Genomic DNA, 22,383 nt, shown 5'->3' with positions numbered 1-22,383 from the left:
CAATCACCAGAGTCATCATCCGAAACCCAGAACCGAAACCTAGAAACCCGACCGCGTAAAGGGTCTGGCCGATTCTAGCAACCCCAGGGTTCGGGGACCACTGCCGCTTTTGGGTAGCCATGCGCGCTTTGCGGCGAGGGCCACCCCACCAGCGCCACGGCCGGGCGACCCCACCGTACCGCTTGTGTGGGAGTCGCCCGGCCGCAACGACGAAACCGGGGGGTGACCGGAGGGTTAGAAGACCCGCTCCACGGGCTTGCCCACCCGCTCGAGCTCCTGCCACAGGCTGGGCAGCACCCGGGCGTGCAGGATCGTCCCGTCCTCCACGTGGTCCACGGAGAGCACCTCGCCCTCCTTGTGGGCCCGGGAGATCAGGTCTCCCCTGTTGTACGGCACCAGCAGCTGGATCTCGTGGTCCAGCCGGGGCAGCTCCCGCTCGATGACCTCCATCAGCTCGGGAATGCCGCGGCCGGTCCGCGCCGACACCACGACGCAGTCGCGCTCGCGCCGCATGATCCGGTCGATCACGTCCTGCTCGGCCGCGTCGGCCTTGTTGATCACGACGATCTCGCGGATCTCCGAGGCGCCCTCGATGTCGCCGAGCACCTCGCGCACGGCGGCCAGCTGGCCCTCGGGGTCGGGGTGCGAGCCGTCCACCACGTGCAGGATCAGGTCGGCCTCGGCGACCTCCTCCAGCGTCGAGCGGAACGCCTCGACGAGCTGGTGCGGCAGGTGCCGCACGAAGCCCACGGTGTCGGCGATCGTGAAGAGCCGGCCTTCGGCCGTGCGCGCCCGGCGCACGGTCGGGTCGAGGGTGGCGAACAGCGCGTCCTCCACCAGCACCCCGGCTCCCGTGATGCGGTTGAGCAGCGAGGACTTGCCCGCGTTGGTGTAGCCGGCGATGGCCACGGCGGGGACCTCGCGCCGCTGGCGCTGGTAGCGCATGGTGTCGCGTGAGGTGGACATGCCGCTGATCTGGCGGCGCAGCTTGGCCATCCGCTCGCGGATGCGGCGCCGGTCCAGCTCGATCTTGGTCTCACCGGGGCCGCGGCCGCCGATGCCGACGCCGCCCGCGGCGCGACCGCCGACCTGCCTGGACAGGTTGCCACCCCAGCCGCGCAGGCGGGGCAGCAGGTATTGGAGCTGCGCCAGCTCGACCTGGGCCTTGCCCTCGCGGCTCTTGGCGTGCTGGGCGAAGATGTCGAGGATCAGGGCGGTGCGGTCGATGACCTTCACCTTGACCGTCTCCTCGAGCTGGCGGAGCTGGCCGGGGGTCAGCTCACCGTCGCAGATCACGGTGTCGGCGCCGGTCGACTCGACCACGTCGCGGAGCTCGAGCGCCTTGCCCGAGCCGATGTAGGTGGCCGGATCGGGCTTCTGGCGGCGCTGGACGAGGCCGTCGAGCACCTGCGACCCAGCCGTCTCGGCCAGGAGCTTGAGCTCCAGCAGGGAGTTTTCCGCGTCCTCCACTGTGCCTGACGTCCAGACGCCGACGAGGACGACCCGCTCCAGCCGCAGCTGCCGGTACTCGACCTCGGAGACATCCTGGAGTTCGGTGGAGAGGCCCGCCACGCGGCGCAGCGCCTGGCGCTCCTCGAGGTCCATGTCGCCGGTCTCGAACTCGTCGAGGTCGAGCGCGGTGTATTCGTGCATTCGTGTCATCTCTATTAGGGAACGTCTGGACACCTCGGTGTCTTCCCACGATGGTGGCACGACACCCTCGCCACAATCACCCCCTTATCCGGCGGACACCGTGACGTCGCCGGATCCGGTCTTGAGCGAGATCTTGTGCGGCGAGGAGCTGTCCTTCTTGACCGAGACGTTCGCGTCACCCGACCCCACCTGCGTCTTCACGTCGTAGGCACCGTCGGGCACGCGGAGCACGATGTCCCCGGAGCCGGCCTGCAGCTCGGCGCTGTCGGGCACGGCGGTGTACTTGAGCTCGACGCTTCCGGACCCCGCCTCCGCGACGATCTTCTTGCCCGCCAGGTCGGCGGCGTCCAGGTCGCCGGAGCCGACGTGTACGTTCAGCTCTCCGGCCAGGCCCCTGAGCGTGGCGTCGCCGGAGCCGCTCTCCAGGTCGACGGCCAGCCCCTTGGGGATCTCGATCTTGTAGTCGACGCTGCAGGTGCCCAGGTTCGACGGGCAGTCGTAGGACAGGACCAGCCCGTCGCCCTCGACGCCGTGCTCCGCCTTCGGCTTGGCGTCGCCGCGCCAGCGCAGCGTCTCGGTGACGCGTACGGTGCCGCCATCGGTCCCGGTCACCACGGTCTGGCCCGCGCCGTTCTTGACCTGCAGCCGGGCGACCTTGTCCGTCACCTCGTAGGACGAGGTTTCCTCGCTGGCCGGTCCGGTGATGCTCGCCAGCCCGCATCCCGTCAGCATCAGCGCGGAGGCCAGCAGCCCGCCCGCGATCGCGATGGTCTTCATGCCGTCAATCTTGTCCGGGCACGCCCCTGACGACATCGGGGATGCCCCCGACGACTCCCCGAAGGAACCCCAACCTTTGACCCGGGACTACCAGGGGAGTAACTTCACTTCCACAATCCAGAAGTCATTTTCCACGAAGCGGAAAGGCACCCCATGGAGATCACCGGCCCGATGCTCGACCGGTTCGACGAGATCCTCACGCCTGAGGCGCTCGATTTCGTGGCGACTCTCCAGCGGGAGTTCGGCGCCAGGCGGCTGGAGCTGCTGGAGGCCCGCCAGGCGCGGCAGGCGGAGCTGTCGGCGGGCGGCCTGCTCGACTTCCTGCCGGAGACGAAGCAGGTCAGGGAGGCCGACTGGCAGGTCGCCCCGCCCGCGCCCGGCCTGGAGGACCGCCGGGTGGAGATCACCGGCCCGGTCGACAAGAAGATGACCATCAACGCGCTCAATTCCGGCGCCAAGGTCTGGCTGGCCGACTTCGAGGACGCCAACTCGCCGCTCTGGGAGAACTGCGTGAGCGGCCACCTCAACCTGCGCGACGCGCTCGACCGCACGATCGACTTCGAGACCGGCGGCAAGTCGTACGCGCTCAGGCCCGACGACGAGCTGGCCACGGTCGTCGTGCGCCCGCGCGGCTGGCACCTGGACGAGAAGCACGCCCGGGTGGACGGGCAGCCGGTCTCGGCCTCGCTGTTCGACTTCGGGCTCTACTTCTTCCACTGCGCCCAGCGGCAGATCGACAAGGGCAAGGGCCCGTACTTCTACCTCCCCAAGATGGAGTCCCACCTGGAGGCGCGGCTCTGGAACGACGTGTTCACCAGGGCTCAGGAGCTCCTCGGCATCCCGCACGGCACGATCAGGGCGACCGTCCTCATCGAGACCTACCCGGCCGCGTTCGAGATGGAGGAGATCCTGTACGAGCTCCGCGACCACTCGGCGGGGCTCAACGCGGGCCGCTGGGACTACCTGTTCAGCGTGATCAAGAAGTTCCGGACCCGGGGCCGCGAGTTCCTGCTGCCCGAGCGGAACGCGGTCACGATGACGGCCCCGTTCATGCGCGCGTACACCGAGCTACTGGTGCGCACCTGCCACAAGCGCGGCGCGCACGCCATCGGCGGGATGGCGGCCTTCATCCCCTCCCGGCGCGACCCCGAGGTGAACGCCGTGGCGCTGGAGAAGGTGCGGGCGGACAAGACGCGCGAGTCGGGCGACGGCTTCGACGGCTCGTGGGTGGCGCACCCCGACCTGGTGCCGGTTTGCCGCGAGGTGTTCGACGGCGTGCTGGGGTCGCGGCCCAACCAGCTCGACCGGCTGCGCGAGGACGTCAACGTGACCGCGGCCGAGCTGCTGTCCGTCTCCGAGACGCCGGGCGAGATCACCGAGACCGGGCTGCGCAACAACGTGGACGTGGCGCTGCGCTACCTCGCCGCCTGGATGGGCGGCCTGGGCGCGGTGGCGATCCACAACCTCATGGAGGACGCCGCCACCGCCGAGATCTCGCGCTCGCAGATCTGGCAGTGGATCCACAACGACATCACGCTCGCCGACACGGGCGCCCAGGTGACGAAGGAACTGGTCGAGCAGATCATCGCGGAGGAGCTCGACAAGATCGCCGAAGAGCCCGGCCACGACGAGAAGCTGTACGGTCAGGCGACCGCGCTGTTCAAGCAGGTGGCGCTGGACGACGACTTCGCCGAGTTCCTGACGCTTCCCGCCTATGCTCAAATGCCGTAGAACTAGGAAAAAGAGGGGGATCGGGTGCTGGAAACGCTGACAGCGGCCCTGCGCTCGCTGCTGCCCCATGACTCGGTGATCACCGATCCGGTGCGCCTGCGCACGTACGAGTGCGACGGCCTCACCTACCACCGGGCGACCCCCGGCGTGGTCGTGCTGCCCGACACGGCCGAGCAGGTCGCCCGCGTGGTCCGCGTGTGCAACGACTTCGGCGTGCCCTTCGTGGCCAGGGGCTCGGGCACCGGCCTGTCGGGGGGCGCGCTCCCCCGCGAGGACGGCGTGCTCATCGTCACCTCCAAGATGCGCAGGATCCTGGAGATCGACCTGGACAACCGCCGGGCGGTCGTCGAGCCCGGCGTGACCAACCTGGCCATCACCGAGGCCGTGCGCGACCGGGGCTACTACTACGCGCCCGATCCCTCCAGCCAGCAGGTCTGCTCCATCGGCGGCAACGTCGCCGAGAACTCCGGCGGCGCCCACTGCCTCAAGTACGGCTTCACGGTCAACCACGTCGAGGCCTGCGAGATCGTCACCCCCGACGGCGACCTGGTCACGCTCGACCGCATGGACCCCGGCTACGACCTGCTGGGCGCGTTCATCGGCTCCGAGGGCACGCTGGGCATCGCCACCAAGATCACGGTACGCCTCAGCCGCGCGCCGGAGGCCGTGACCACGGTGCTGGCCGCGTTCGAGAGCATCGAGCAGGGAGGCCAGGCCGTCTCGGCGATCATCGGCGCGGGCATCGTGCCCGCCGCGATCGAGATGATGGACGCGCTGGCCATCGAGGCGGCCGAGGCGGCGGTGGCCTGCCGCTACCCCGAGGGCGCGGGCGCCGTGCTGATCGTGGAGCTGGACGGCCCGCGGGCGGAGGTGGACGAGCAGTTCGCCCGGCTCACGGAGATCTGCTCGGGCGCCTTCGAGCTGCGGGTGGCCGCCGGCGCGGCCGAGCGGGCGGCGATCTGGAAGGGCCGCAAGTCGGCGTTCGCCGCCGTCGGGCGCATCAGCCCGGCCTACATCGTGCAGGACGGCGTGGTGCCGCGCACGTCCCTGCCCGGTGTGCTGGCGGCCATCGACCGGCTCTCGCACGAGCACGGCATCAGGGTGGCCAACGTCTTCCACGCGGGAGACGGCAACCTGCACCCGCTCGTGCTGTTCGACGACGCGGAGCCGGGGGCCGGCGAGCGGGCCGAGGTGGTGTCCGGGGCGATCCTGGACCTGTGCATCGAGCACGGCGGCTCGATCACGGGCGAGCACGGAGTCGGGGTGGATAAATCCCGCTATATGCCGAAGATGTTCAGCGCGGACGACCTGGACACCATGCAACTCGTCCGGTGCGCGTTCGACCCCCGTGGCCTGTCGAACCCGGGCAAGGTCTTCCCCACCCCGCGCCTGTGCGGCGAGGTGCCGGGAGTGCGCAAGGGCGTGCACCCGCTGGTGGAGTCGGGAAAGGCGGAGCAGTTCTGATGCTGGCCGACACGGGGGTGACCATCAGGCAGGCGGACGCCGACGACGCCGTCAACGGCGTGCGGCCCCGCTGGGTCGCCCTGCCCGAGACGGTCGAGGAGATCTCGGCCGTGCTGCGGGCCTGCGCCGAGCAGGACCTGGCGGCGGTGCCCGCGGGCGGCGGCACGAAGCTGCACTGGGGCGCCCCGCCCGAGCGCTGCGACGTGCTCATCGACCTGTGCTGCATGAACTCCCTCATCGAACACGCCGCCGGCGACCTCGTGGTGCGCGCGCAGGCCGGGCTGACCATGGACGCGCTGGCCGCCGCGCTCGCCGAGCAGGGGCAGGAGCTGGCGCTCGACCCGCCGTTCAAGGAGCACACCACGGTCGGCGGCACGCTCGCCACCGCGACCGCGGGCCCGCGCGCCTTCCGGTACGGCACCCCCCGCGACCTGCTCATCGGCATCACGGTCGTGCTGCCCGACGGGACCGTCGCCAGGTCCGGCGGCCGGGTGGTCAAGAACGTCGCCGGCTACGACCTCGGCAAGCTCTTCACCGGCTCCCAGGGCACGCTCGGCGTGATCGCGGAGGCCACGTTCCGGCTGCACCCGCTGCCCGCGGAGCGGCGCTGGCTCGTGGCGACCACCGCACCGGCCGGGGACGTGCTGCTCCGCCTGGCCGCCTCCCAGGCCGAGCCGTCCGCCGTGGAGATCGACTGCCCCGACGGCAAGGAGGCGACGGTCGCGGTGCTGGTGGAGGGCGCGGCGGCCGAGCAGCGCGCGCTGGGGCTGCGCGAGGTGCTGGGCGAGGGCACGATCACGGCCGAGGCGCCGGAGTGGTGGGGGCTGATCCTCAGGGACGACGTGCTGCTGGAGACCCGGTTCCCGCCCGCGCGCGCGGCCGACGCTCTGGCCGCCGCCGGGGAGGCCGGGTTCGCCTTCCGCGGGTCGGCCGCGGCGGGGCGGGCGTACCTGGAGCTCTGGGGCGAGGTCGCGGAGGAGGAGCTGGCGGCGGCCGTCACCCGGCTGCGCGGGCGGATCGAGGCGCTGGGCGGGCGGCTGAACGTGCTGGCCACGCCGTACGAGGGCGTCGACAGGTGGGGGCAGGTGAGCGGGCTGCCGTTGATGCGGCGGGTCAAGGAACGGTTCGATCCCGGGCGCAGGATGTCTCCCGGCCGGTTCCTGGGAGGGATCTGAGTGGACCCCGAACTGATCAACGACTGTGTGCACTGCGGGTTCTGTCTTCCCACGTGCCCGACGTACGTGCTGTGGGGCGAGGAGATGGACTCCCCGCGCGGCCGCATCCACCTGATGAAGCAGCACGTCGAGGGCACCCCGGTCACGCCCGAGATGGCCGGGCACTTCGACGCCTGCCTGGGGTGCATGGCGTGCGTCACGGCCTGCCCGTCCGGCGTCCGCTACGACCGGCTGATCGAGCAGACCAGGGCCGAGGTGGAGCGCGAGCACGTGCGGGATCCGCAGGAGCGGGCCGTGCGCGGGATCGTGTTCGGCCTGTTCCCTTATCCGCGCCGGCTGCGGCTGCTGCGGCCGGGGATGTGGCTGGCCGAGCGGCTGGCGCCGTTCCTCGCCAGGGTCCATCCGAGCCTCGGGGCCATGGCCGCGCTCGCGCCGCGCGTCGAGCGCCGGCAGCGGATGCCGCGCGTGGTCAGGGCCAGGGGCGAGCGGCGGGCCGTGGTGGGCATGCTCACCGGATGCGTGCAGGGCGAGTTCTTCCCCCAGGTGAACGCGGCCACCGCGCGGGTGCTCTCCCTGGAGGGCTGCGACGTGGTCATCCCGCGCGGCCAGGGCTGCTGCGGAGCGCTCAGCGTGCACTCCGGGCGCGACGACCAGGCCAGGCGGCTGGCGCGCCGCACGGTCAGGACGTTCGAGAAGGCCGGGGTCGACACCGTCGTGGTGAACGCGGCCGGCTGCGGCTCGTCGATGAAGGAGTACGGCGAGCTGCTCGGGCGCGAACCGGGGTTCAGGGTGGTCGATCTGTCGGAATACCTCGCCGAGCTGGGGCCCGTGGCCAAGCGGCACTCGCTGCCGCTCACCGTCGCCTACCACGACGCCTGCCACCTGGCCCACGCCCAGGGCGTGCGCGCCCAGCCGCGCGAGCTGCTGAGCGGCATCCCCGACCTGGTGGTCCGCGAGATCCCCGAGTCGGCCATCTGCTGCGGGTCGGCGGGCACGTACAACATCTTCCAGCCGCAGGCCGCCCGCGACCTCGGCGACAGGAAGGCCGCCTCGGTCGCCACGACCGGCGCCGAGCTGCTGGTCTCGGCCAACCCCGGCTGCACGATGCAGATCGCGGCGGCCATGCGGCGCGCCGGCTCGGACATCAGGGTGGCCCACACGGCCGAAGTGCTCGACGCCTCGCTGCGCGGGGTTTCCCTATGAGCGTCCAGTCGGTGGATCGGGCGCTGGACGTGCTGGAGGCGCTGGCCGAGCACGGGGGCGAGGCGGGCCTGTCGGAGATCGCCGCCAGGACCGGCCTGCCGTACGGGACCATCCACCGGCTGCTGCGCACCCTGCTCGTCCGCGGCTACGTGCGCCAGGAATCCGACAAGAGGTACGCCCTGGGCGGCGGCCTCGTGCGGCTGGGCGGCATCGCCGGGAGCATGGTGGGCGGGTGGGCGCAGCCGTACCTGACCAAGATGGTCGAGCTGTCCGGCGAGACCGCCAACCTGGCCGTGCTCGAAGGCGACTTCGTCGTCTACGTGGCGCAGGTGCCCTCGCCGCGCAGGCTGCGGATGTTCGCCGAGGTGGGCCGGCGGGTGCTGCCGCACAGCACGGCCGTGGGCAAGGTGCTGCTGGCCGGGCGGCCCGCGGCCGAGGCGGTGGCCGTCTTCGAGCGCACCGGCATGCCCCGCCGCACCCCCAACACGATCACCGACCTGACGGCCATGCTGGCCGAACTCGAGCTCGTCAAAGCGCAGGGCCACGCCATGGACCTGGGCGAGGAGGAGCTCGGCGTGCACTGCCTGGCCGTGCCCGTGTGGGACGGCGACCGGGTGGTGGCCGCGATGTCGGTCTCCGGGCCCGCCGAGCGGATCGACGCGATCGACCGCGAGGACCTGGCCGAGGGCATGCGCAAGATCGCCCTCGACTTCGGCAACGAGCTCGGTCCGGCGACTGACGGGCGCTGAACGAAGTTACGGTAAAGGCATGTGTAGAAGCATCAAGACCCTGCGCCCCCCGTTCACCGAGAGCGTGACCGAGGAGGACGTGCGGGCGGCGGCGTTGCAGTACGTCAGGAAGATCTCCGGCTTCCGCGCGCCCGCCGCGCACAACGCCGAGGCGTTCGACCGGGCGGTGGAGACGATCACCAGGGCGTCGGAGGAGCTGCTCGGGGCTCTCCAAGTTCGCGGATCGCGTTGACAGGCACCCTCGGCCGGTGAAGTGTTCCCTCGTGTAGGCCCCGAGCGAGGGAGCGCCCATGATCAGCGGGCTGTACCAGGGACAGGACGGCGACTCGCAGCTGGCGCTCCGGGTCGACGTCGACGGGGCCAGGCCGACCGGGCGGGTGAGCGGTGATCTGTTCACCGTGGCGGGCGCGACGACCTCCTACGCAGGCTCGTTCGTGGTCGACTCCCCCACCGTCGAGGGGGCCCGGATCCAGGGGCGCGGGGTCTTCACGTTCGACACTCCGGTGAAGGACGTGAGCGTCACGATCGACGGCGGCTCGGGCACGGCGGAGGTCGCGGGGCGCACGTACCAGGTGGCCTTCGCCTCTCCTTACTTCCGCAGCGTGCTGCTGGAGCAGGACTCCGTGGTCGGGACCGTGCCGTTCGTGTCGTACCGGACCGGCACGCTGCCGGGGCCGGACGGCTCGCCGGCCAGGGAGCTGAGCGTGCGGGCGGCGTACGCGGAGGCGGGCATCGAGCTGACCCTCGCCGAGCCGGGGGTGATCCCGGTGGACGGGTCGGGCGCGGACCTGGCGTGGGACGACGCCGAGCTGCATCACGCGATGACGCAGCAGTTCAGCGCGTTCGGCGACGCGCCGGCCTGGCGCGTGTGGCTGCTGGTGGCCAGCAAGCACGTGGGCGGCTACCGGGGGATCATGTTCGACTACAACGACGCGCACCAGCGGCAGGGGTCCGCGGTGTTCTACGACGTGATCAAGGGGACCACGCCGCAGGCGCAGCGGGCGCAGCTGCGTACGTACGTGCACGAGCTCGGGCACGCCTTCAACCTGCTGCACTCCTGGCAGAAGAACCTCGGCACCCCGCCCCAGCCGCTGGGCCCCGACGGGGGCTTCGGCGACCTGTCGTGGATGAACTACGTGCAGAACTATCGCCCAGGCGGCGAGCCGGGTTACTGGGCGGCGTTCCCGTTCCACTTCACGGACCCGGAGCTGGTCCACCTGCGCCACGGCTTCTACCGTGACGTGGCCATGGGCGCGAACGCGTTCGGCACCGGCGCCGCCGAGATCGCGCCGTTCGAGCAGCCCGTCGAGGACCGCTCCGGGCTGCGGCTGGAGCTGCGCGCCAAGGAGTCGTTCGAGCTGGGCGAGCCCGTCGTGGTCGAGTTCAAGCTGTCCTGCGCCGGCGAGCCCCGCGTCACGCACGGCCACCTGCACCCCGACACCGAGTTCACCCAGGTGTCGATCACGCAGCCGGGCGGCAGGACCGTGCTGTACCGGCCGATGATGCGGCACTGCGTGGACACCTCGCCGGAGATCCGGCTCGACGAGGGCAACCCGGCCATGTACCGCAGCGCGTACATCGGGCACGGCCGCGACGGGCACTACTTCCAGCAGCCCGGCGAGTATCACGTGCGCGCCCAGTACATCGCCGCGGACGGCTCCCGCATCGTCTCCCCCGCGTGCCTGGTCAGGGTGCGCTTCCCGGTCGGCCGCGACGACCACCAGGTGGCCGAGCTGATGCTGGGCGAGGAGCAGGGGCAGCTGTTCTCGCTGCTCGGCTCCGACTCGCCCGCGCTGCGCTCGGGGAACGAGGCCCTGGACGAGGTCATCGACCGGTACGGCGCCCACCCGCTGGCCGTCTACGCCCGCCTGGTCAAGGGGCTGAACGCCGAGCGCGGGTTCAAGGCGGTGACGGCGGGCAAGCGGCTGCGTGTCCGGCCGCCGGATCCCGAGCAGGGCATCGAGCACCTCAGCCGGGTCGCCCGCGACGCGAGCATCGACAACATCACCCTGAACCTGGTGATGCGCCGCCTGGCCAGGGCCGAGGCGCGGCAGGGGGACCTCGACCGGGCGAACGCGGTGATGGACCAGATGGTCGCCACGTTCCAGGCCAAGGGGGTGAACCCCATCGTCCTGGGTCAGATCCAGCGCCAGGCGGAGCTGACGAAGACGGCCCTGAGCGCCGAGGCTTAGCAGCTCATTCGAGCAGGCGGTGCTGGGCGGCGAGGAACCCCGCGTGGAAGCGGGTCCTGGCGTCCAGGCGCTCGCACAGCATCTGCACCCGGCGCTGCACCGTACGCGGGCTGAGCCCCAGCTGCCTGGCGATGGCGTCGTCCTTCATCCCGGCCGCCAGCAGCGCCAGCACCTCGGTGTCGGGCGTGCGCGGCCACACCTCGGGCTCCAGGCCCTCCGCGGCGGTCAGGCGGAGCGGCACGGCGGCCCGCCACAGCGTCTCGAACAGCCCCACCAGGGCGTCCAGCAGCGCGGACGGGTGCACCACGAGCGCGCTCTCCACGGCCTGGTCCTCGTCGGAGACCAGGGGCAGGATGGCGGTGCGGGCGTCGGCGATGGCCAGCTTGACCGGCACCTGCCCGAGCCTGGCCTGCTCGCCGTCGGCGACGGCCCGCCGCGTGTGGGCCAGCATGCCGGGGTGCTCGAACGCCTGCGGACCGTAAATGCCGCGGGTGGGCGCCCCCTGGCGGGCCGCCCGCCTGCGGTTCTCCAGGTCGTCGCTGACGTCCACCGCGTACGGCGGATGCACCAGCACGAGCATCTCCCGCGTGGCGTTGCGCTCCAGCTGGAGATAGCGGCGGGCCACGGCGTCGCGCCCGCTCACCACCTCCAGCACCTCCTCCGGGTTCGGCCCGTTGCGGTCGGCGACCTCGGTGGCCAGCAGCGCGGCGGCGGCCCTGCTGTGCGCGATCTCCTCCTGGCGGCGCGCGACGAGGATGTCGATGGCGACGTTCGGCGGGGTGGCGATCAGCCGCAGCGGCCGGCCGGCCACCCGGGAGATGAGGCCGAGGTCCTCCAGCCTGGGCAGCATGCGGCGGATGGCCGCGGCGGAGGAGCCGGTCTCGGCGGCGAGCTGGCTCAGCGTCGCAGGTCCGTGCCTGAGCAGCGCGCGGTAGGCGGTCTCCTCGGCGACGGTGACGCCGAGTCCCTCCAGCAAGCGCCGCTGCGCCATGTCCCCTCTTTCCGGCATGCAGTGATCTACGTTCAGGTTAAGGCAGCCTTGCCACGGCAAACGTTGAAGTGAGCAGCTTGGACGCGTGATAAGGCCTTTTATGGGCACTTGACCTAGACTTTACGAAGGTTCGGCGAAGTCTGGGGAGTGGGCGTGGGGCGGCGGGTTCGGGCGTTCATGGCCGGTACGGCCACGGTGGCGGTGCTGGCGGGCTGCGGCGGGCTGCAGGGGCAGTCCTCGGCCGGCACCGATAAGGGGGGCAAGTCCGACTCGGTGTCCGTGTCGGACGCCCGCAAGAAGCTCGACAAGTTAACCGTCAAGGGCCGCGCGCCGAAGACCGGGTTCGACCGGGACAAGTTCGGCCCGGCGTGGGCGGACGTCGACCACAACGGCTGCGACACCCGTAACGACATTCTCAAGCGGGACCTGGTGGACGAGAAGTTCAAGGCCGGGACCCACGACTGCATCGTGCTGAGCGGCACGCTGCACGACCCGTACAGCGGCAAGACGATCAACTTCAAGCGCGGTCAGGACACCAGCACCGCCGTCCAGATCGACCATGTGATCCCGCTGTCGGACGCCTGGCAGAAGGGCGCGCAGCAGTGGGCGGCGGACAAGCGCAAGGAGTTCGCCAACGACCCGCTGAACCTCATGGCCGTCGACGGCCCGCTCAACGGCCAGAAGAGCGACTCCGACGCCGCCACCTGGCTGCCGCCGCGCAAGGCGTACCGGTGCACCTACATCGCCCGCCAGATCGACGTGAAGACGAAGTACGGCGTCTGGGTGACGTCGGCGGAGAAGGACGCCATGGAGAGCATCCTGTCGAGCTGCTGAAGATCTATACGAACTGTCACGCGGTCCGTAAGATCCAACGGCATGCATGCGACAAAACGGATCAAAGTGATGATTGCCGCCGCGGTCACGGTGCTCGCCTCCACCGCCCTGCCCGCCCCGGCGCACGCCACGACGAACCTGGTGGTCCTCAACTGGAACGTCGCGGGCGACACCGCCGACATGAAGGCCATCGCCGGGGTGATCCGCGGCAGCGGCGCCAACATCGTGACCGTGCAGGAGATCCATCGCAAGCCGGAAGCCGACCAGGTCAAGCAGTTAGCGGACGAGCTCGGCTGGGACATCACGGCCAACGCCCACTTCGGCGCGGGCGACAACCCCGGCCCCTGTGACGATCCGCAGCCGGGCAAGGCGGGCAACGCGATCCTGTCCGCGTTCAAGATCCTCGAACGCGTGACGATCCCGATCAGCGACTTCGAGACCTGCCCGGTCAACCGCTCCATGGCCGGGGCCAAGCTCGACCTCGGCGGCGGCTCGACGATCACGGTGTTCACCACCCACCTGTCCCCCGGCCTGTCGGCCACCTCGGTGGCCCGCCGCGAGGCCCAGGCGGACAAGGTGCGCAATTACCTCGCCAACCGGTCCCCGCTGATCCTCACCGGCGACTTCAACGCGCCGCCCACGGACGCGCTGTCGAAGAAGTTCGTGAGCGCGGGCTGGGTGGACACCGGCGCCAGGTATGCCAACCAGCCGACCCACGGGGACGCCCGCATCGACTACATCTACACCAAGGGCGTCACCACCACGAGCGGCTCCGTCCTGTCGAGCACCCTGTCCGACCACCGTCCGATCGTCATGAAGATGACCCGCTGACGGCCGAAGGCCCACCGCCGCGCGCGGTGGGCCGGTGACCGTAGGGATGCGGTCAGTCGTCGTCGTGGCCGTGGTCGTCACGGCCGTGGTCGTCGTTCTTGTCCGTCTCGTGCTTGGTGACCTTGCCGGTGGCCGCGTCCACGTCCAGTTCGTGGCGCTGCGTGCCCTTGGTCAGCTCGACCTCCCACACGTCGGGCCGCGTGCCCCTGCGCTGGTAGTCGACCTCGCTGACCCAGGCCCCGGCCACCTCCTTGTGCGCGATCTGCATGGCCTGCTCGGCCGTGACCTTGGGCGCGGCGGCCGTGACGTTGGGCGTGGCGGCCGGGGACGTGGTGGCGGCGAAGGCGACGCCCCCGCCCGCGACCAGCGTGACGATCCCGGCACCGACGACGATGAACTTCTTCGTGATCTGCATGACCCCACGAAATCGCGATCTCCGATAATCGCGCGCTAAGCGGTGGTAAAGACCACCTCCACCCGTGCGCCGCCCCCTTCGGGCGTGGAGACGGCCAGGTGGCCGCCCGAGGACTCGGCGGTACGGCGGGCGATGTCGAGCCCGAGGCCGGTCGAACCGCCCCCGCTGTTGCCCCGTTCCAGCAGCTCCGGGTCGAAGCCGGGCCCCGAGTCCTCGACCGCCAGCACGGCCCCCGACGGGTGCGGCGTGAGCCGTACCGCCATGGAGGCCCCTTCCGGCGTGTGCGCGAAGACGTTGCCGAGCAGGGCATCCACGCAGGCCGCGAGCTCCTGGGCGCTCACCGCGACGGGCAGCGGCCCGTCGGGCAGCGAGATCGACAGCTCGCGGCACTGGTCCTCCGCCAGCACCGACCAGAACCGCACCCGCTCCCCCACCACCGCCGCCGCGTCGCACGACGCGCGCCCGGCCGAGCGGCGCCGCGCCTCGGTGATGACGGCGCTCACCGCCCGCTCCAGCGCGTCCACGCGGGCCTGCACCCGTGCCGCCTCCTCCGGGTCCCGCAGCGACTCGGCGTCCAGCCTGAGGCCGGTCAAAGGGGTACGCAGCCGGTGCGACAGGTCGGCCACCGACTCCCGCTCCGCCACCAGCAGCTCATCGATCCGCCCCGCCAGATGGTTGAGCGCCAGCGCCACCGAACGCACCTCCGGCGGCCCGCCCGGCTCCGCCCGGGCCGTCAGGTCGCCGCCGGCCAGCCGGTGCGAGACCCGGGCCAGCCCGTCCACCGGCCGCGTGACGGCCAGCGCCAGCCGGTCCGCCAGCACGATCCCCAGCACCACCAGGACGATCCCCAGCACGAGCAGCCCCAGCCACGCCTCGCGCACGCCCTTCGTCAGCTCCGCGTCCGGCACGAACACCCTGATCACCGCCGTCCCCCCGGACGACTGCGCGGAGACCAGCACCTCCCTGCCACCGGAGGCCACGGCAGTGACGCTGCGCCCGGTCGCGGCCAGGCGCACCGCGTCGGTACGGGCCGCCGCCGCCCCCGCCGTACGCCCGTCCGGCAGGAACACCGTCACCGGACGCGACACCTGCGCCATCGCCAGCTCCAGGTCGGGCGTGCCCACCGCGACCGCAACGGACTCGGCGGCGGCGGTCGCCCTGCCCATCGCGCCGTTCTCGGCCACGGCCCGGATGAGCAGCGCCATCGGCACCAGCAGCGCGATCAGCACGAGGGACGTCGTGGCCGCCACCAGCAACGCCAGCCACCGCCTCACGCCCGCCCCCTCCGGATCCCGGCAGCCGTCGTCAGGCGCGTCATGACGGCTCGACCAGCTTGACGCCGACCCCGCGCACCGTGTGCAGGTATCGGGGCTCCGCGGCCGTCTCGCCCAGCTTCCTGCGCAGCCACGACAGGTGCACGTCCACGGTCTTGTCGGCACCCCCGTACGGCAGCTGCCACACCTCCGTCAGCAGCTCCCGCTTGGTCACCACCTCGCCGGGCCGCGCGGCCAGATAGTGCAGCACGTCGAACTCGCGCGGCGTCAGATCCAGCGCCGCCCCGTCGAGCGTGGCCGTGCGCGCCCGCGGGTCCACCCGCAACGCCCCCACCGCCAGCGCCGGCTCCGGCGCCGACCCCCCGGCCCGCCGCAGGACGGCCCGCACCCGCGCGTCGAGCTGGGCCGCGCTGTACGGCTTGACCACGTAGTCGTCGGCCCCCGCGTCCAGCACCGGCACCATCTCGGCGTCCCCGTCGCGCGCGGTCGCCACGATGACCGGCACCCGGCTGACCGCCCGCAACATCCGCAGCAGCTCCACCCCGTCCAGATCCGGCAGGCCCAGGTCGAGCACGATCAGGTCGGGACGGTCCTGCACGGCCAGCCGCAGCCCGTCCAGCGCCGTCGGGGACGAGGAGACGGCGTGACCGAGCTCGCGCAGGCCGCGGCTGAGCGCCGTGCGGATCGCCACGTCGTCCTCGATGAGCAGGATGTCAGCCATATACAAGAACGTAGACGGTCGATGACGATGCCTTGAGCAGCCTTAGCGCCGCCTTAACCTGGTGTTAGCCGTACATGGGGGATGGTTGTCGACCATGAAGAGACTCGTGCTGGCCTGGGCCGCCACCGCCGTCGCCGCGACCGGCGCGGCCGTGGCGGTGCTCGCCCTGCTCGGCACCGGCCTCACCGGCGACTCCGGACACGTGCTCAGCCCCGCCGAGGTCCGCGCCGCCCTCAACACCGCCACCCACCGCGCCACCGGCACCCCGTCCGACGATGCCACCCCGACGCCGGGGACGCCGACGCAGGCGGTCCAGGACAAGCTGCTCCGCACCCCGGGCGGCACCGTGATCGCCTCGTGCGAGGGCGATCTGGTCACGCTGCGCTCGTGGAGCCCGGCCCAGAACTACTCGGTGGACCACGTCGAGCCGGGGCCCGCGCGCAGGGCCAAGGTGGAGTTCGAGCCGGAGGAGGGCGTGGATGTCGAGCTCGAGATCGAGTGCTCGGGCGGCCGCCCGGTGACCAGCTTCGGCTCGTAGCCGCCCGCGTCAGGTGAGCAGGACTCCGCCGTCCACCGGAAGCGTCACCCCGGTGATGTACGAGGCCGCGTCGCTCGCCAGGAAGACCGCCGCGGCCACCAGCTCCGCCGGATCGCCCGGCCGCCTCATCACCACCCTGGACTCGACGACCGCCTCCACGTAGCCGGGCTTGAACTGCTCGGTCATCTCCGAGTGGAAGAACCCCGGCTCCAGGCAGTTGACCCGGATGCCGCGCCGGCCGGTCCACTGCTGCGCGAGGTCCCTGGTGAGGCCGATGATCGCCGCCTTCGAGGCGCTGTAGGCGGCCTGGGGCAGCCCGGCCGTGGTCTCGCCGAGGATGCTGCCGATGTTCACGATCGAGGAGCCGGGCCGCATCACCCGCGCGCACGCCTGAGCCATCCAGTACGTGCCGAGCAGGTTGACGTCGATGACCTGCCGGAACTCCTCGGGCGTCTCCCGCAGCGCGGGCACGGCGGTGCCGATGCCGGCGTTGTTGATCAGGACGTCCACGGCGCCCATGGCGTCGACGGCGGCGGCCACCAGCGCGTCGCAGTCCTCCGGACGGGCCACGTCGGTCTGCACGGCCAGGCACCGCCGGCCGGTCTCCTCGACCAGCCTGCGCGTCTCCTCCAGGCGGTCGGCGCGCCGGGCCCCGATCACGACGTCGGCGCCGGCCTCCGCGAGACCACGGGCGAACGCGACGCCCAGCCCCGAGGACGCGCCGGTGACGATGGCCACCTTGCCGTCGAGCGCGAACCGCTCCAGCACGTCACATCCCGCCTTCCCGCTCACCCACACGGCGACGCGACCGCGCAGGACCGAGCACCGCGCAGCGGCGCCCATCCCTGCCGCGCCCATCGACCCGGCGCTCCAGAATGCCGCGCACGGGTCACGAGCGCAACGTGCCGTGGCCCGCATCGGTTGGCCCTTGTTCAGGGGGCGGTGAGCACGACCCGGGGGGCGGGCGCCGCACGTGGGCGACGCCCTTCCCCCGGGACGGTGCCGTCAGAGGCCGTATTCCTTGACGATCCGCTCGTGCCGCTCGACCTCGACGTCGATCTCGCGGGCCAGGTCGAGCCAGGCCAGCGGGTGCACCCACCGCTCCGTGGCGTCGTCGAGCAGCGCGTCGACCTCGGAGGGCGACACGTTCGGCGGGACCGCGACCCAGCCGAAGACCCCGGGCAGCGACTCGCCCGTGCTCGGGTGGGTGATGGTGTAGTTCTCGTCGCTGTAGACCCACATGGGCCAGCCGCGCTCGGCCATGACCTCGGTGAACTCCGCCCAGTCCTCCTCGCTCGGCGCCGCGCCGTCGAAGAAGTAGCTGGTGTAGCCGCCGGGCCGCAGGATGCGCACCGCGGCGAACGGCGGCACGAAGTTCTGCTGCTCCTGCGGGTCGTCGGGCACCGGCTCCAGCAGCTGCGGGTCGAAGACGACCAGGTCGCCGGCGTTGTAGTCCATGCCGCGCGGCTGCGGCAGGGCGAGGCGGGCCGTGGCGGGGCCGGTGCGGATGGACAGCACCTGGCGCTGGCCGCCGTCGGGCGCGGGGAGGATGAGCCTGATGAGGCCCATCTCCTCCTCGATCGGGCCCTCCTTGGACTTGATCGGCATGCCGATCTTGGCCGCGCCCTTGCGTACGGTGTCCCAGTCCTCCGCCGAGGTGGCCATGACGATCATGCGCCAGACGTCCTCGTCGGCGAGCTCGTCGATCACCTCCAGCAGCACCTCCGCGGCCCTGGAGTTGGCGTCGAGCTGCTGGGCGGCGCCGGACAGCAGGCGGCGGGCGTCGAGCCCGGCGCCGGCCGCGACGGCGTGCTCGGCGGCCTCGACCGTCTCCTCCCAGCGCTCGCGCGCGCTGTGCAGCCGGGCCAGCGTGAGGTGCTGGGCGGCGTGCGGCAGCATCGCGGCCATCTGCTCGAGCCGCTCGTCCTGGCGGGCCTCGACGAGCAGCGTGGTCAGGTAGGCCACGTCGTCGGAGTCGGCGGTGGCGATGTCGCCGGTGTCGACCAGCATCTTCCAGTAGATGTCGGCGCCGGTGGCCGGGTAGCCGAGGAAGCCGAGCGTGGTGGTGTGGCGGCGGGTGGCCTCCAGGTCCTCCCCGGACAGCGGCGCCAGCCAGCCGACCCACCGCTCCGGGTCGGCGTTGAAGCCGTCGGCGGCGTCGAAGAGGCCGACGCGCTCGTCGAGCGGGCCCGGGGCCTCGGGCTCGGAGGTGGCGTCGGCGGCGGCCCGCAGGGCGGCGACGCGGTCGGCGACGCCCTCGCTCTCGCGCAGCTCGGCGGCGGCGGACTCGGTCAGGTCGGCCAGCAGCCTGGCCTGCCACACGCCCTGCCTGGCGATGGCCAGGTCGCCGGCGACCAGCGCGAGCTCGACGCGGGCGCGGTAGCCGCCCATCATGCCGAAGTAGTCGATCCACTGGCGCAGCACGCGGCCGAGCTGCCAGGTGTTGGTGATCTGGGACGAGCCGGCCAGCTTGCTGACCGCCTGCGACCACTCCACGAACACGCGCGGGTGCTCGCCGACCACGTCGAGGTCGGGCAGCGCGTCCACGGCCTCGGCGGTGCGGCCGAGCGTGGCGAGGATCAGGGCCCGGCGCACGCCGTCGCGGTGCTCCTTGGCCACCGGGTCGTCGGCCTGGAACTCGGCCGCGGCCTGCAGCGCGGTGAGGGCGTCGTCGGCGCGGCCCGCGGCGAGCAGCGCGCGGGCGCTCTCGGCGCCGAGCTCCCAGCTCGCCTCGCGGCCCGCGACCCGCAGCCGCTCGACGGCGGACTCGGCGTAGGTCACGGCCTCGCCAGGCTTGCCGGCGTCGATGAGCGCGGCGACGTACTGGGTGACCAGGCCCGTGAAGGCGGACTTCTCCGGGCTCATGCCCTCGAGGTGCGCCCCGAGCGCCTCCAGGCGCTCGCTCGCGTAGCCGGGGCCGTCGGTGTTGGCCCAGGCGACGGCGAGGGCCTCGACCGCCGCCGGGGCGGCCGGGCACTCGCGGACGTCTTCGCGCTGGGCGAACGCCAGCAGCTGCTGCGCGTCGTCGACGGCGACCGCGCCCTGCGCCCGGTCGCCGATGCGGCCGATCAGGTGCCAGTAGCGGGCGTAGAACTCGAGCCAGGGCAGCTCAAGGGCCTCGGCCTGCTGCGCGATGGCCGGGGCCATGACGTCGAGCTGCGGATATCGGCCCTCGTAGGCCTGTGCGGGGAGGTCTCCCAGCGCCATGGCGAGGCCAACGTTGCCCGCCTCGGAAAGCTGCTGCTGGGTTTCGCCGACCCAGGCCCAGATGTCCACGTCCATGGGCAGCCAGTCTGCCAGGTCAACGAGCGTCCCCAAAACGCAGAAGGCCGATCAGCTCGTCCGTTTCGCTGCTGTCAAGGACCGAAAACACCGATGCCATCAGGTCGTCCGTCGTCTCCTCCACCGCGGCGCGGCGCGCCACGACCTCCGGACCCGGCGTGGCGTACGGCTCCGGCCACTGGAAGAACTTGGCGATCATCTCTCCCGTGGTGGCCCCGAACGGGGTCGCGTCGTGGCCGCTCGCGAGCGTGGCCTCCAGCGGGTGCAGGCCGGCCGCGATCACGGCGTTGGCGTGCAGTCCGCCGCGCAGCTCGCGTACGACGTGCATGAGCTGCACGGCCCGCGCCGGCGGGTCGTCGGGCAGCGGCACGGCCCGCCAGCCCGCGAACAGCGGGACGCCCGCGCACGGGGCGGCTTCGACGACCGGCTGGAGCAGCTCCGCGAGCCTCGCGCAGCCGTCGTAGCCGCCCAGCTTGCGCCGGCCCCAGGCCCTGCAGATCTCGGCGTACAGCTCGACGGCCTGTTCGACGGGGAGCTTGCGGCCGCCGTTCCAGCTCTGCTCGACGTGGTCGGGCGGGAAGAAGACGACGACCGAATTGACGACGTCGGCGTCGCATTCGCCGAGCACGCCGCAGCGGCCCCGGAAGTAGAGCTCGCGGGCGCCGAGGCCGTATTCCTCACAGACGGCCTTGGCCTCTCTGGAGATCATGAACCCGCCGCCGTACTGGCCGATCGCCGCCTTGACCTGTGTCGCGGTGGTGCGTGGGTCAGCCATGGTCCACCTCTCAGTTCGGGAAGTGGACCCAGCATCCCTCAAGAGAACATTATTCTGCAAGCATCAGCTCGCCCCTGGCCACGATGACCGCGGGGCCGGAAAGGTAGCTCGTCTCCTCCTCCAGGACGACGGTCAGCGTGCCGCCCGGCACCTCGATCGTCCAGGTGCCGGTGGTCTCGCCCGTCAGGGCCGCGGCGGCGACGGCCGTGGCCACCGTGCCGGTGCCGCAGGAGCGGGTCTCCCCGCAGCCGCGCTCGTGGACGCGCATGACCGCGCGGCGGGTGCCGACGGGGTTGAACAGCTCGATGTTGACCCCGGCGGGGAAGACACCGGGGTCGAAGCCCGGCTGGTAGTGGAGGTCGAGCTGGACGACGGGGTCGCCGATGGCGCAGGCCAGGTGGGGGTTGCCCATGTCGACGTGGATCCCCGTGTATTCCTGGCCGCCGACGGTCGCCACGCTCTCGCCGCGGACGACGGGCTTGCCCATGTCGACGGTGATGTCGCCGTTGGGCTCGACGCGGACCCTGCGCACGCCGCCCCTGGTGGCCAGCATGAACTCGCCGGGCTTCTCCAGCCCCTCGTCGAGCAGGTAACGGGCGAACACCCGCACGCCGTTGCCGCACATCTCGGCCACGCTGCCGTCGGCGTTGCGATAGTCCATGAACCACTCGGCCACGGCGGCGTGCTCGGCCACCTCAGGGCTCTCCTTGGTGCGCGTCACCACCAGCACGCCGTCAGCCCCTATGCCGGCTCTCCTGTCGCAGATCTTGGCGACGAGCGAGGCGGTCACGCCCGCCTCTCCGCCAGGGTCGGGAAGGATGACGAAGTCGTTCTCGGTGCCGTGCCCCTTAAGAAACCGCATTTTACAAGCTTATGCGAACGGGTTTGCGGAGATCAGCGCGAGGGACCGCTCAAGCAGATCCGGGGCGTCGTACGGCACCCAGCGCACCCTGGGATCGCGGCGGAACCACGACTCCTGGCGGCGGGCGAAGCGCCTGGTGGTCCTGACGGTCTCCTCGATCGCCTGCTCCTCGCTCCACTCCCCCTCCAGGAAGCGGATGACCTGGGCGTATCCGAGGGCGCGGCTCGCCGTGCGGCCCTCGGCCAGGCCCTGCCCGAGCAGCCCCCGCACCTCCTCGACCAGACCCGCCCGCCACATGCGCTCGACCCTGAGCGCGATCCGCTCGTCCAGCTCCGGCCTGGGCACGTCGAGGCCGATCTGCACGCTCGGGTAGACGGCGTCGTAGCCGGGCATGGTGGCCGAGAACGGGCGCCCGGAGTGCTCGATCACCTCCAGCGCGCGGACGATGCGGCGGCCGTTGCTCGGCAGGATCGCCGCCGCGGCCACCGGGTCGAGCTCGCGCAGGCGCTCGTAGAGCGGGGCGGGGCCGCGCTCGGCCAGCTCGCCCTCCAGCCTGGCCCGGATCTCCGGGTCGGTGCCGGGGAACTCCAGCTCGTCGATGGCCGCCCGCACGTACAGGCCGCTGCCGCCGACCAGCACGGGCACCTCGACGGAGTCGATGACCTGCCTGGCCAGCTTCTGGTATTCGGCCACGCTGGCCGTGACCGTGACGTCCCAGACGTCCAGCAGGTGGTGGGGGACGCCGCGCTGCTCGGCGGGGGTGAGCTTGGCCGTGCCGATGTCCATGCCGCGGTAGAGCTGCATGGAGTCGGCGTTGACGCACTCGCCCCCGAGGCGGAGCGCGATGTCCACGGCGAGGTCGGACTTCCCGGCCGCCGTGGGGCCCACGACGGCGATCACTGGCTGCTGGCGCACA

The 22,383-nt window shown here is 71.8% G+C and carries 21 protein-coding genes; 10 read left to right on the top strand and 11 right to left on the bottom strand.

What is annotated here, in order from left to right; all coding sequences use genetic code 11:
- Positions 1–234: 234 nt before the first annotated feature.
- Both hflX and H4W80_RS47540 read right to left on the bottom strand, forming a co-directional pair.
- Entirely contained in the window at positions 235–1,653 is a 1,419-nt protein-coding gene (gene hflX, locus H4W80_RS47545) for a GTPase HflX (protein WP_192794158.1), read from the bottom strand.
- A gap of 84 nt (positions 1,654–1,737) precedes the next feature.
- The gene (locus H4W80_RS47540) at positions 1,738–2,430 is read right to left on the bottom strand and encodes a DUF4097 family beta strand repeat-containing protein (protein WP_192791076.1); all 693 of its coding nucleotides are present in this window, start codon (positions 2,428–2,430) and stop codon (positions 1,738–1,740) included.
- Between the two features lie 153 nt (positions 2,431–2,583).
- On the opposite strand from H4W80_RS47540, the gene aceB reads away from it, so the two are divergent.
- Genes aceB through H4W80_RS47505 form a run of 7 tightly spaced genes read left to right on the top strand, consistent with a single transcriptional unit; the run spans position 2,584 to position 10,944 of the window.
- On the top strand, positions 2,584–4,161 hold the full coding sequence (gene aceB, locus H4W80_RS47535) for a malate synthase A (RefSeq protein ID WP_192791075.1): 1,578 nt from the start codon (positions 2,584–2,586) through the stop codon (positions 4,159–4,161).
- Between the two features lie 27 nt (positions 4,162–4,188).
- Positions 4,189–5,625 carry an FAD-linked oxidase C-terminal domain-containing protein gene (locus H4W80_RS47530; protein WP_192794157.1) on the top strand — a complete coding sequence of 479 codons (1,437 nt, stop codon included), beginning with the start codon at positions 4,189–4,191 and terminating at the stop codon, positions 5,623–5,625.
- Positions 5,625–6,800, top strand: a complete 1,176-nt coding sequence (locus H4W80_RS47525) for an FAD-binding oxidoreductase (RefSeq protein WP_192791074.1) — start codon at positions 5,625–5,627, stop codon at positions 6,798–6,800. Before H4W80_RS47530 ends, H4W80_RS47525 begins: the two co-directional genes overlap by 1 nt.
- Entirely contained in the window at positions 6,801–8,003 is a 1,203-nt protein-coding gene (locus H4W80_RS47520) for a (Fe-S)-binding protein (protein WP_192791073.1), read from the top strand.
- On the top strand, positions 8,000–8,752 hold the full coding sequence (locus H4W80_RS47515; RefSeq protein ID WP_192791072.1) for an IclR family transcriptional regulator: 753 nt from the start codon (positions 8,000–8,002) through the stop codon (positions 8,750–8,752). The genes H4W80_RS47520 and H4W80_RS47515 overlap by 4 nt, the downstream gene beginning before the upstream one ends.
- 19 nt (positions 8,753–8,771) lie before the next feature.
- Positions 8,772–8,984 carry a DUF2277 domain-containing protein gene (locus tag H4W80_RS47510; RefSeq protein ID WP_192791071.1) on the top strand — a complete coding sequence of 71 codons (213 nt, stop codon included), beginning with the start codon at positions 8,772–8,774 and terminating at the stop codon, positions 8,982–8,984.
- A 58-nt stretch (positions 8,985–9,042) separates the two neighbouring features.
- Entirely contained in the window at positions 9,043–10,944 is a 1,902-nt protein-coding gene (locus H4W80_RS47505) for a hypothetical protein (protein WP_192791070.1), read from the top strand.
- Between the two features lie 4 nt (positions 10,945–10,948).
- On the opposite strand, the gene H4W80_RS47500 is transcribed toward H4W80_RS47505, so the two are convergent.
- Entirely contained in the window at positions 10,949–11,935 is a 987-nt protein-coding gene (locus H4W80_RS47500) for a helix-turn-helix transcriptional regulator (RefSeq protein WP_192791069.1), read from the bottom strand.
- Between the two features lie 153 nt (positions 11,936–12,088).
- Between H4W80_RS47500 and H4W80_RS47495 the strand changes: the two genes are divergently transcribed.
- Both H4W80_RS47495 and H4W80_RS47490 read left to right on the top strand, forming a co-directional pair.
- Positions 12,089–12,769, top strand: coding sequence for an HNH endonuclease family protein (locus H4W80_RS47495; protein WP_318787388.1), 681 nt, complete (start codon positions 12,089–12,091; stop codon positions 12,767–12,769).
- Positions 12,770–12,811: 42 nt separating this feature from the next.
- Positions 12,812–13,600: an endonuclease/exonuclease/phosphatase family protein gene (locus H4W80_RS47490; RefSeq protein WP_192791068.1), complete on the top strand. Its 789-nt coding sequence runs from the start codon at positions 12,812–12,814 to the stop codon at positions 13,598–13,600.
- Positions 13,601–13,652: 52 nt separating this feature from the next.
- Here the strand turns inward: H4W80_RS47490 and H4W80_RS47485 are convergent, their stop codons facing one another.
- The 3 genes from H4W80_RS47485 to H4W80_RS47475 are packed head-to-tail and all read right to left on the bottom strand — an operon-like array spanning position 13,653 to position 16,010.
- Positions 13,653–14,015 (bottom strand): PepSY domain-containing protein, encoded by a 363-nt coding sequence (locus H4W80_RS47485; protein WP_192791067.1) that lies wholly within the window; start codon positions 14,013–14,015, stop codon positions 13,653–13,655.
- Positions 14,016–14,050: 35 nt separating this feature from the next.
- On the bottom strand, positions 14,051–15,289 hold the full coding sequence (locus tag H4W80_RS47480; protein WP_192791066.1) for a sensor histidine kinase: 1,239 nt from the start codon (positions 15,287–15,289) through the stop codon (positions 14,051–14,053).
- Between the two features lie 40 nt (positions 15,290–15,329).
- The gene (locus H4W80_RS47475; protein WP_185071881.1) at positions 15,330–16,010 is read right to left on the bottom strand and encodes a response regulator transcription factor; all 681 of its coding nucleotides are present in this window, start codon (positions 16,008–16,010) and stop codon (positions 15,330–15,332) included.
- A 94-nt stretch (positions 16,011–16,104) separates the two neighbouring features.
- Here H4W80_RS47475 and H4W80_RS63095 point away from each other — a divergent pair, with 94 nt between their 5' ends.
- Positions 16,105–16,548 (top strand): hypothetical protein, encoded by a 444-nt coding sequence (locus H4W80_RS63095; RefSeq protein ID WP_192791065.1) that lies wholly within the window; start codon positions 16,105–16,107, stop codon positions 16,546–16,548.
- A gap of 9 nt (positions 16,549–16,557) precedes the next feature.
- Here H4W80_RS63095 and H4W80_RS47465 read toward each other — a convergent pair whose 3' ends face one another.
- From H4W80_RS47465 to miaA, 5 genes are all read right to left on the bottom strand, one after another.
- Complete coding sequence (locus H4W80_RS47465) at positions 16,558–17,406, bottom strand: SDR family NAD(P)-dependent oxidoreductase (protein WP_225964055.1); 849 nt, start codon at positions 17,404–17,406, stop codon at positions 16,558–16,560.
- Between the two features lie 147 nt (positions 17,407–17,553).
- Entirely contained in the window at positions 17,554–19,830 is a 2,277-nt protein-coding gene (locus tag H4W80_RS47460; RefSeq protein ID WP_192791064.1) for a tetratricopeptide repeat protein, read from the bottom strand.
- A 19-nt stretch (positions 19,831–19,849) separates the two neighbouring features.
- The gene (locus tag H4W80_RS47455; RefSeq protein WP_225964054.1) at positions 19,850–20,605 is read right to left on the bottom strand and encodes an SCO6745 family protein; all 756 of its coding nucleotides are present in this window, start codon (positions 20,603–20,605) and stop codon (positions 19,850–19,852) included.
- Positions 20,606–20,654: 49 nt separating this feature from the next.
- Entirely contained in the window at positions 20,655–21,467 is an 813-nt protein-coding gene (gene dapF, locus H4W80_RS47450; RefSeq protein ID WP_192791063.1) for a diaminopimelate epimerase, read from the bottom strand.
- 9 nt (positions 21,468–21,476) lie between these two features.
- Positions 21,477–22,382, bottom strand: a complete 906-nt coding sequence (gene miaA, locus H4W80_RS47445) for a tRNA (adenosine(37)-N6)-dimethylallyltransferase MiaA (RefSeq protein ID WP_192791062.1) — start codon at positions 22,380–22,382, stop codon at positions 21,477–21,479.
- Position 22,383 lies beyond the last annotated feature (1 nt).

This window comes from Nonomuraea angiospora (assembly GCF_014873145.1).
GTDB classification, from domain to species: domain Bacteria; phylum Actinomycetota; class Actinomycetes; order Streptosporangiales; family Streptosporangiaceae; genus Nonomuraea; species Nonomuraea angiospora.
This window is presented reverse-complemented; position numbering and strand designations above follow the sequence as displayed.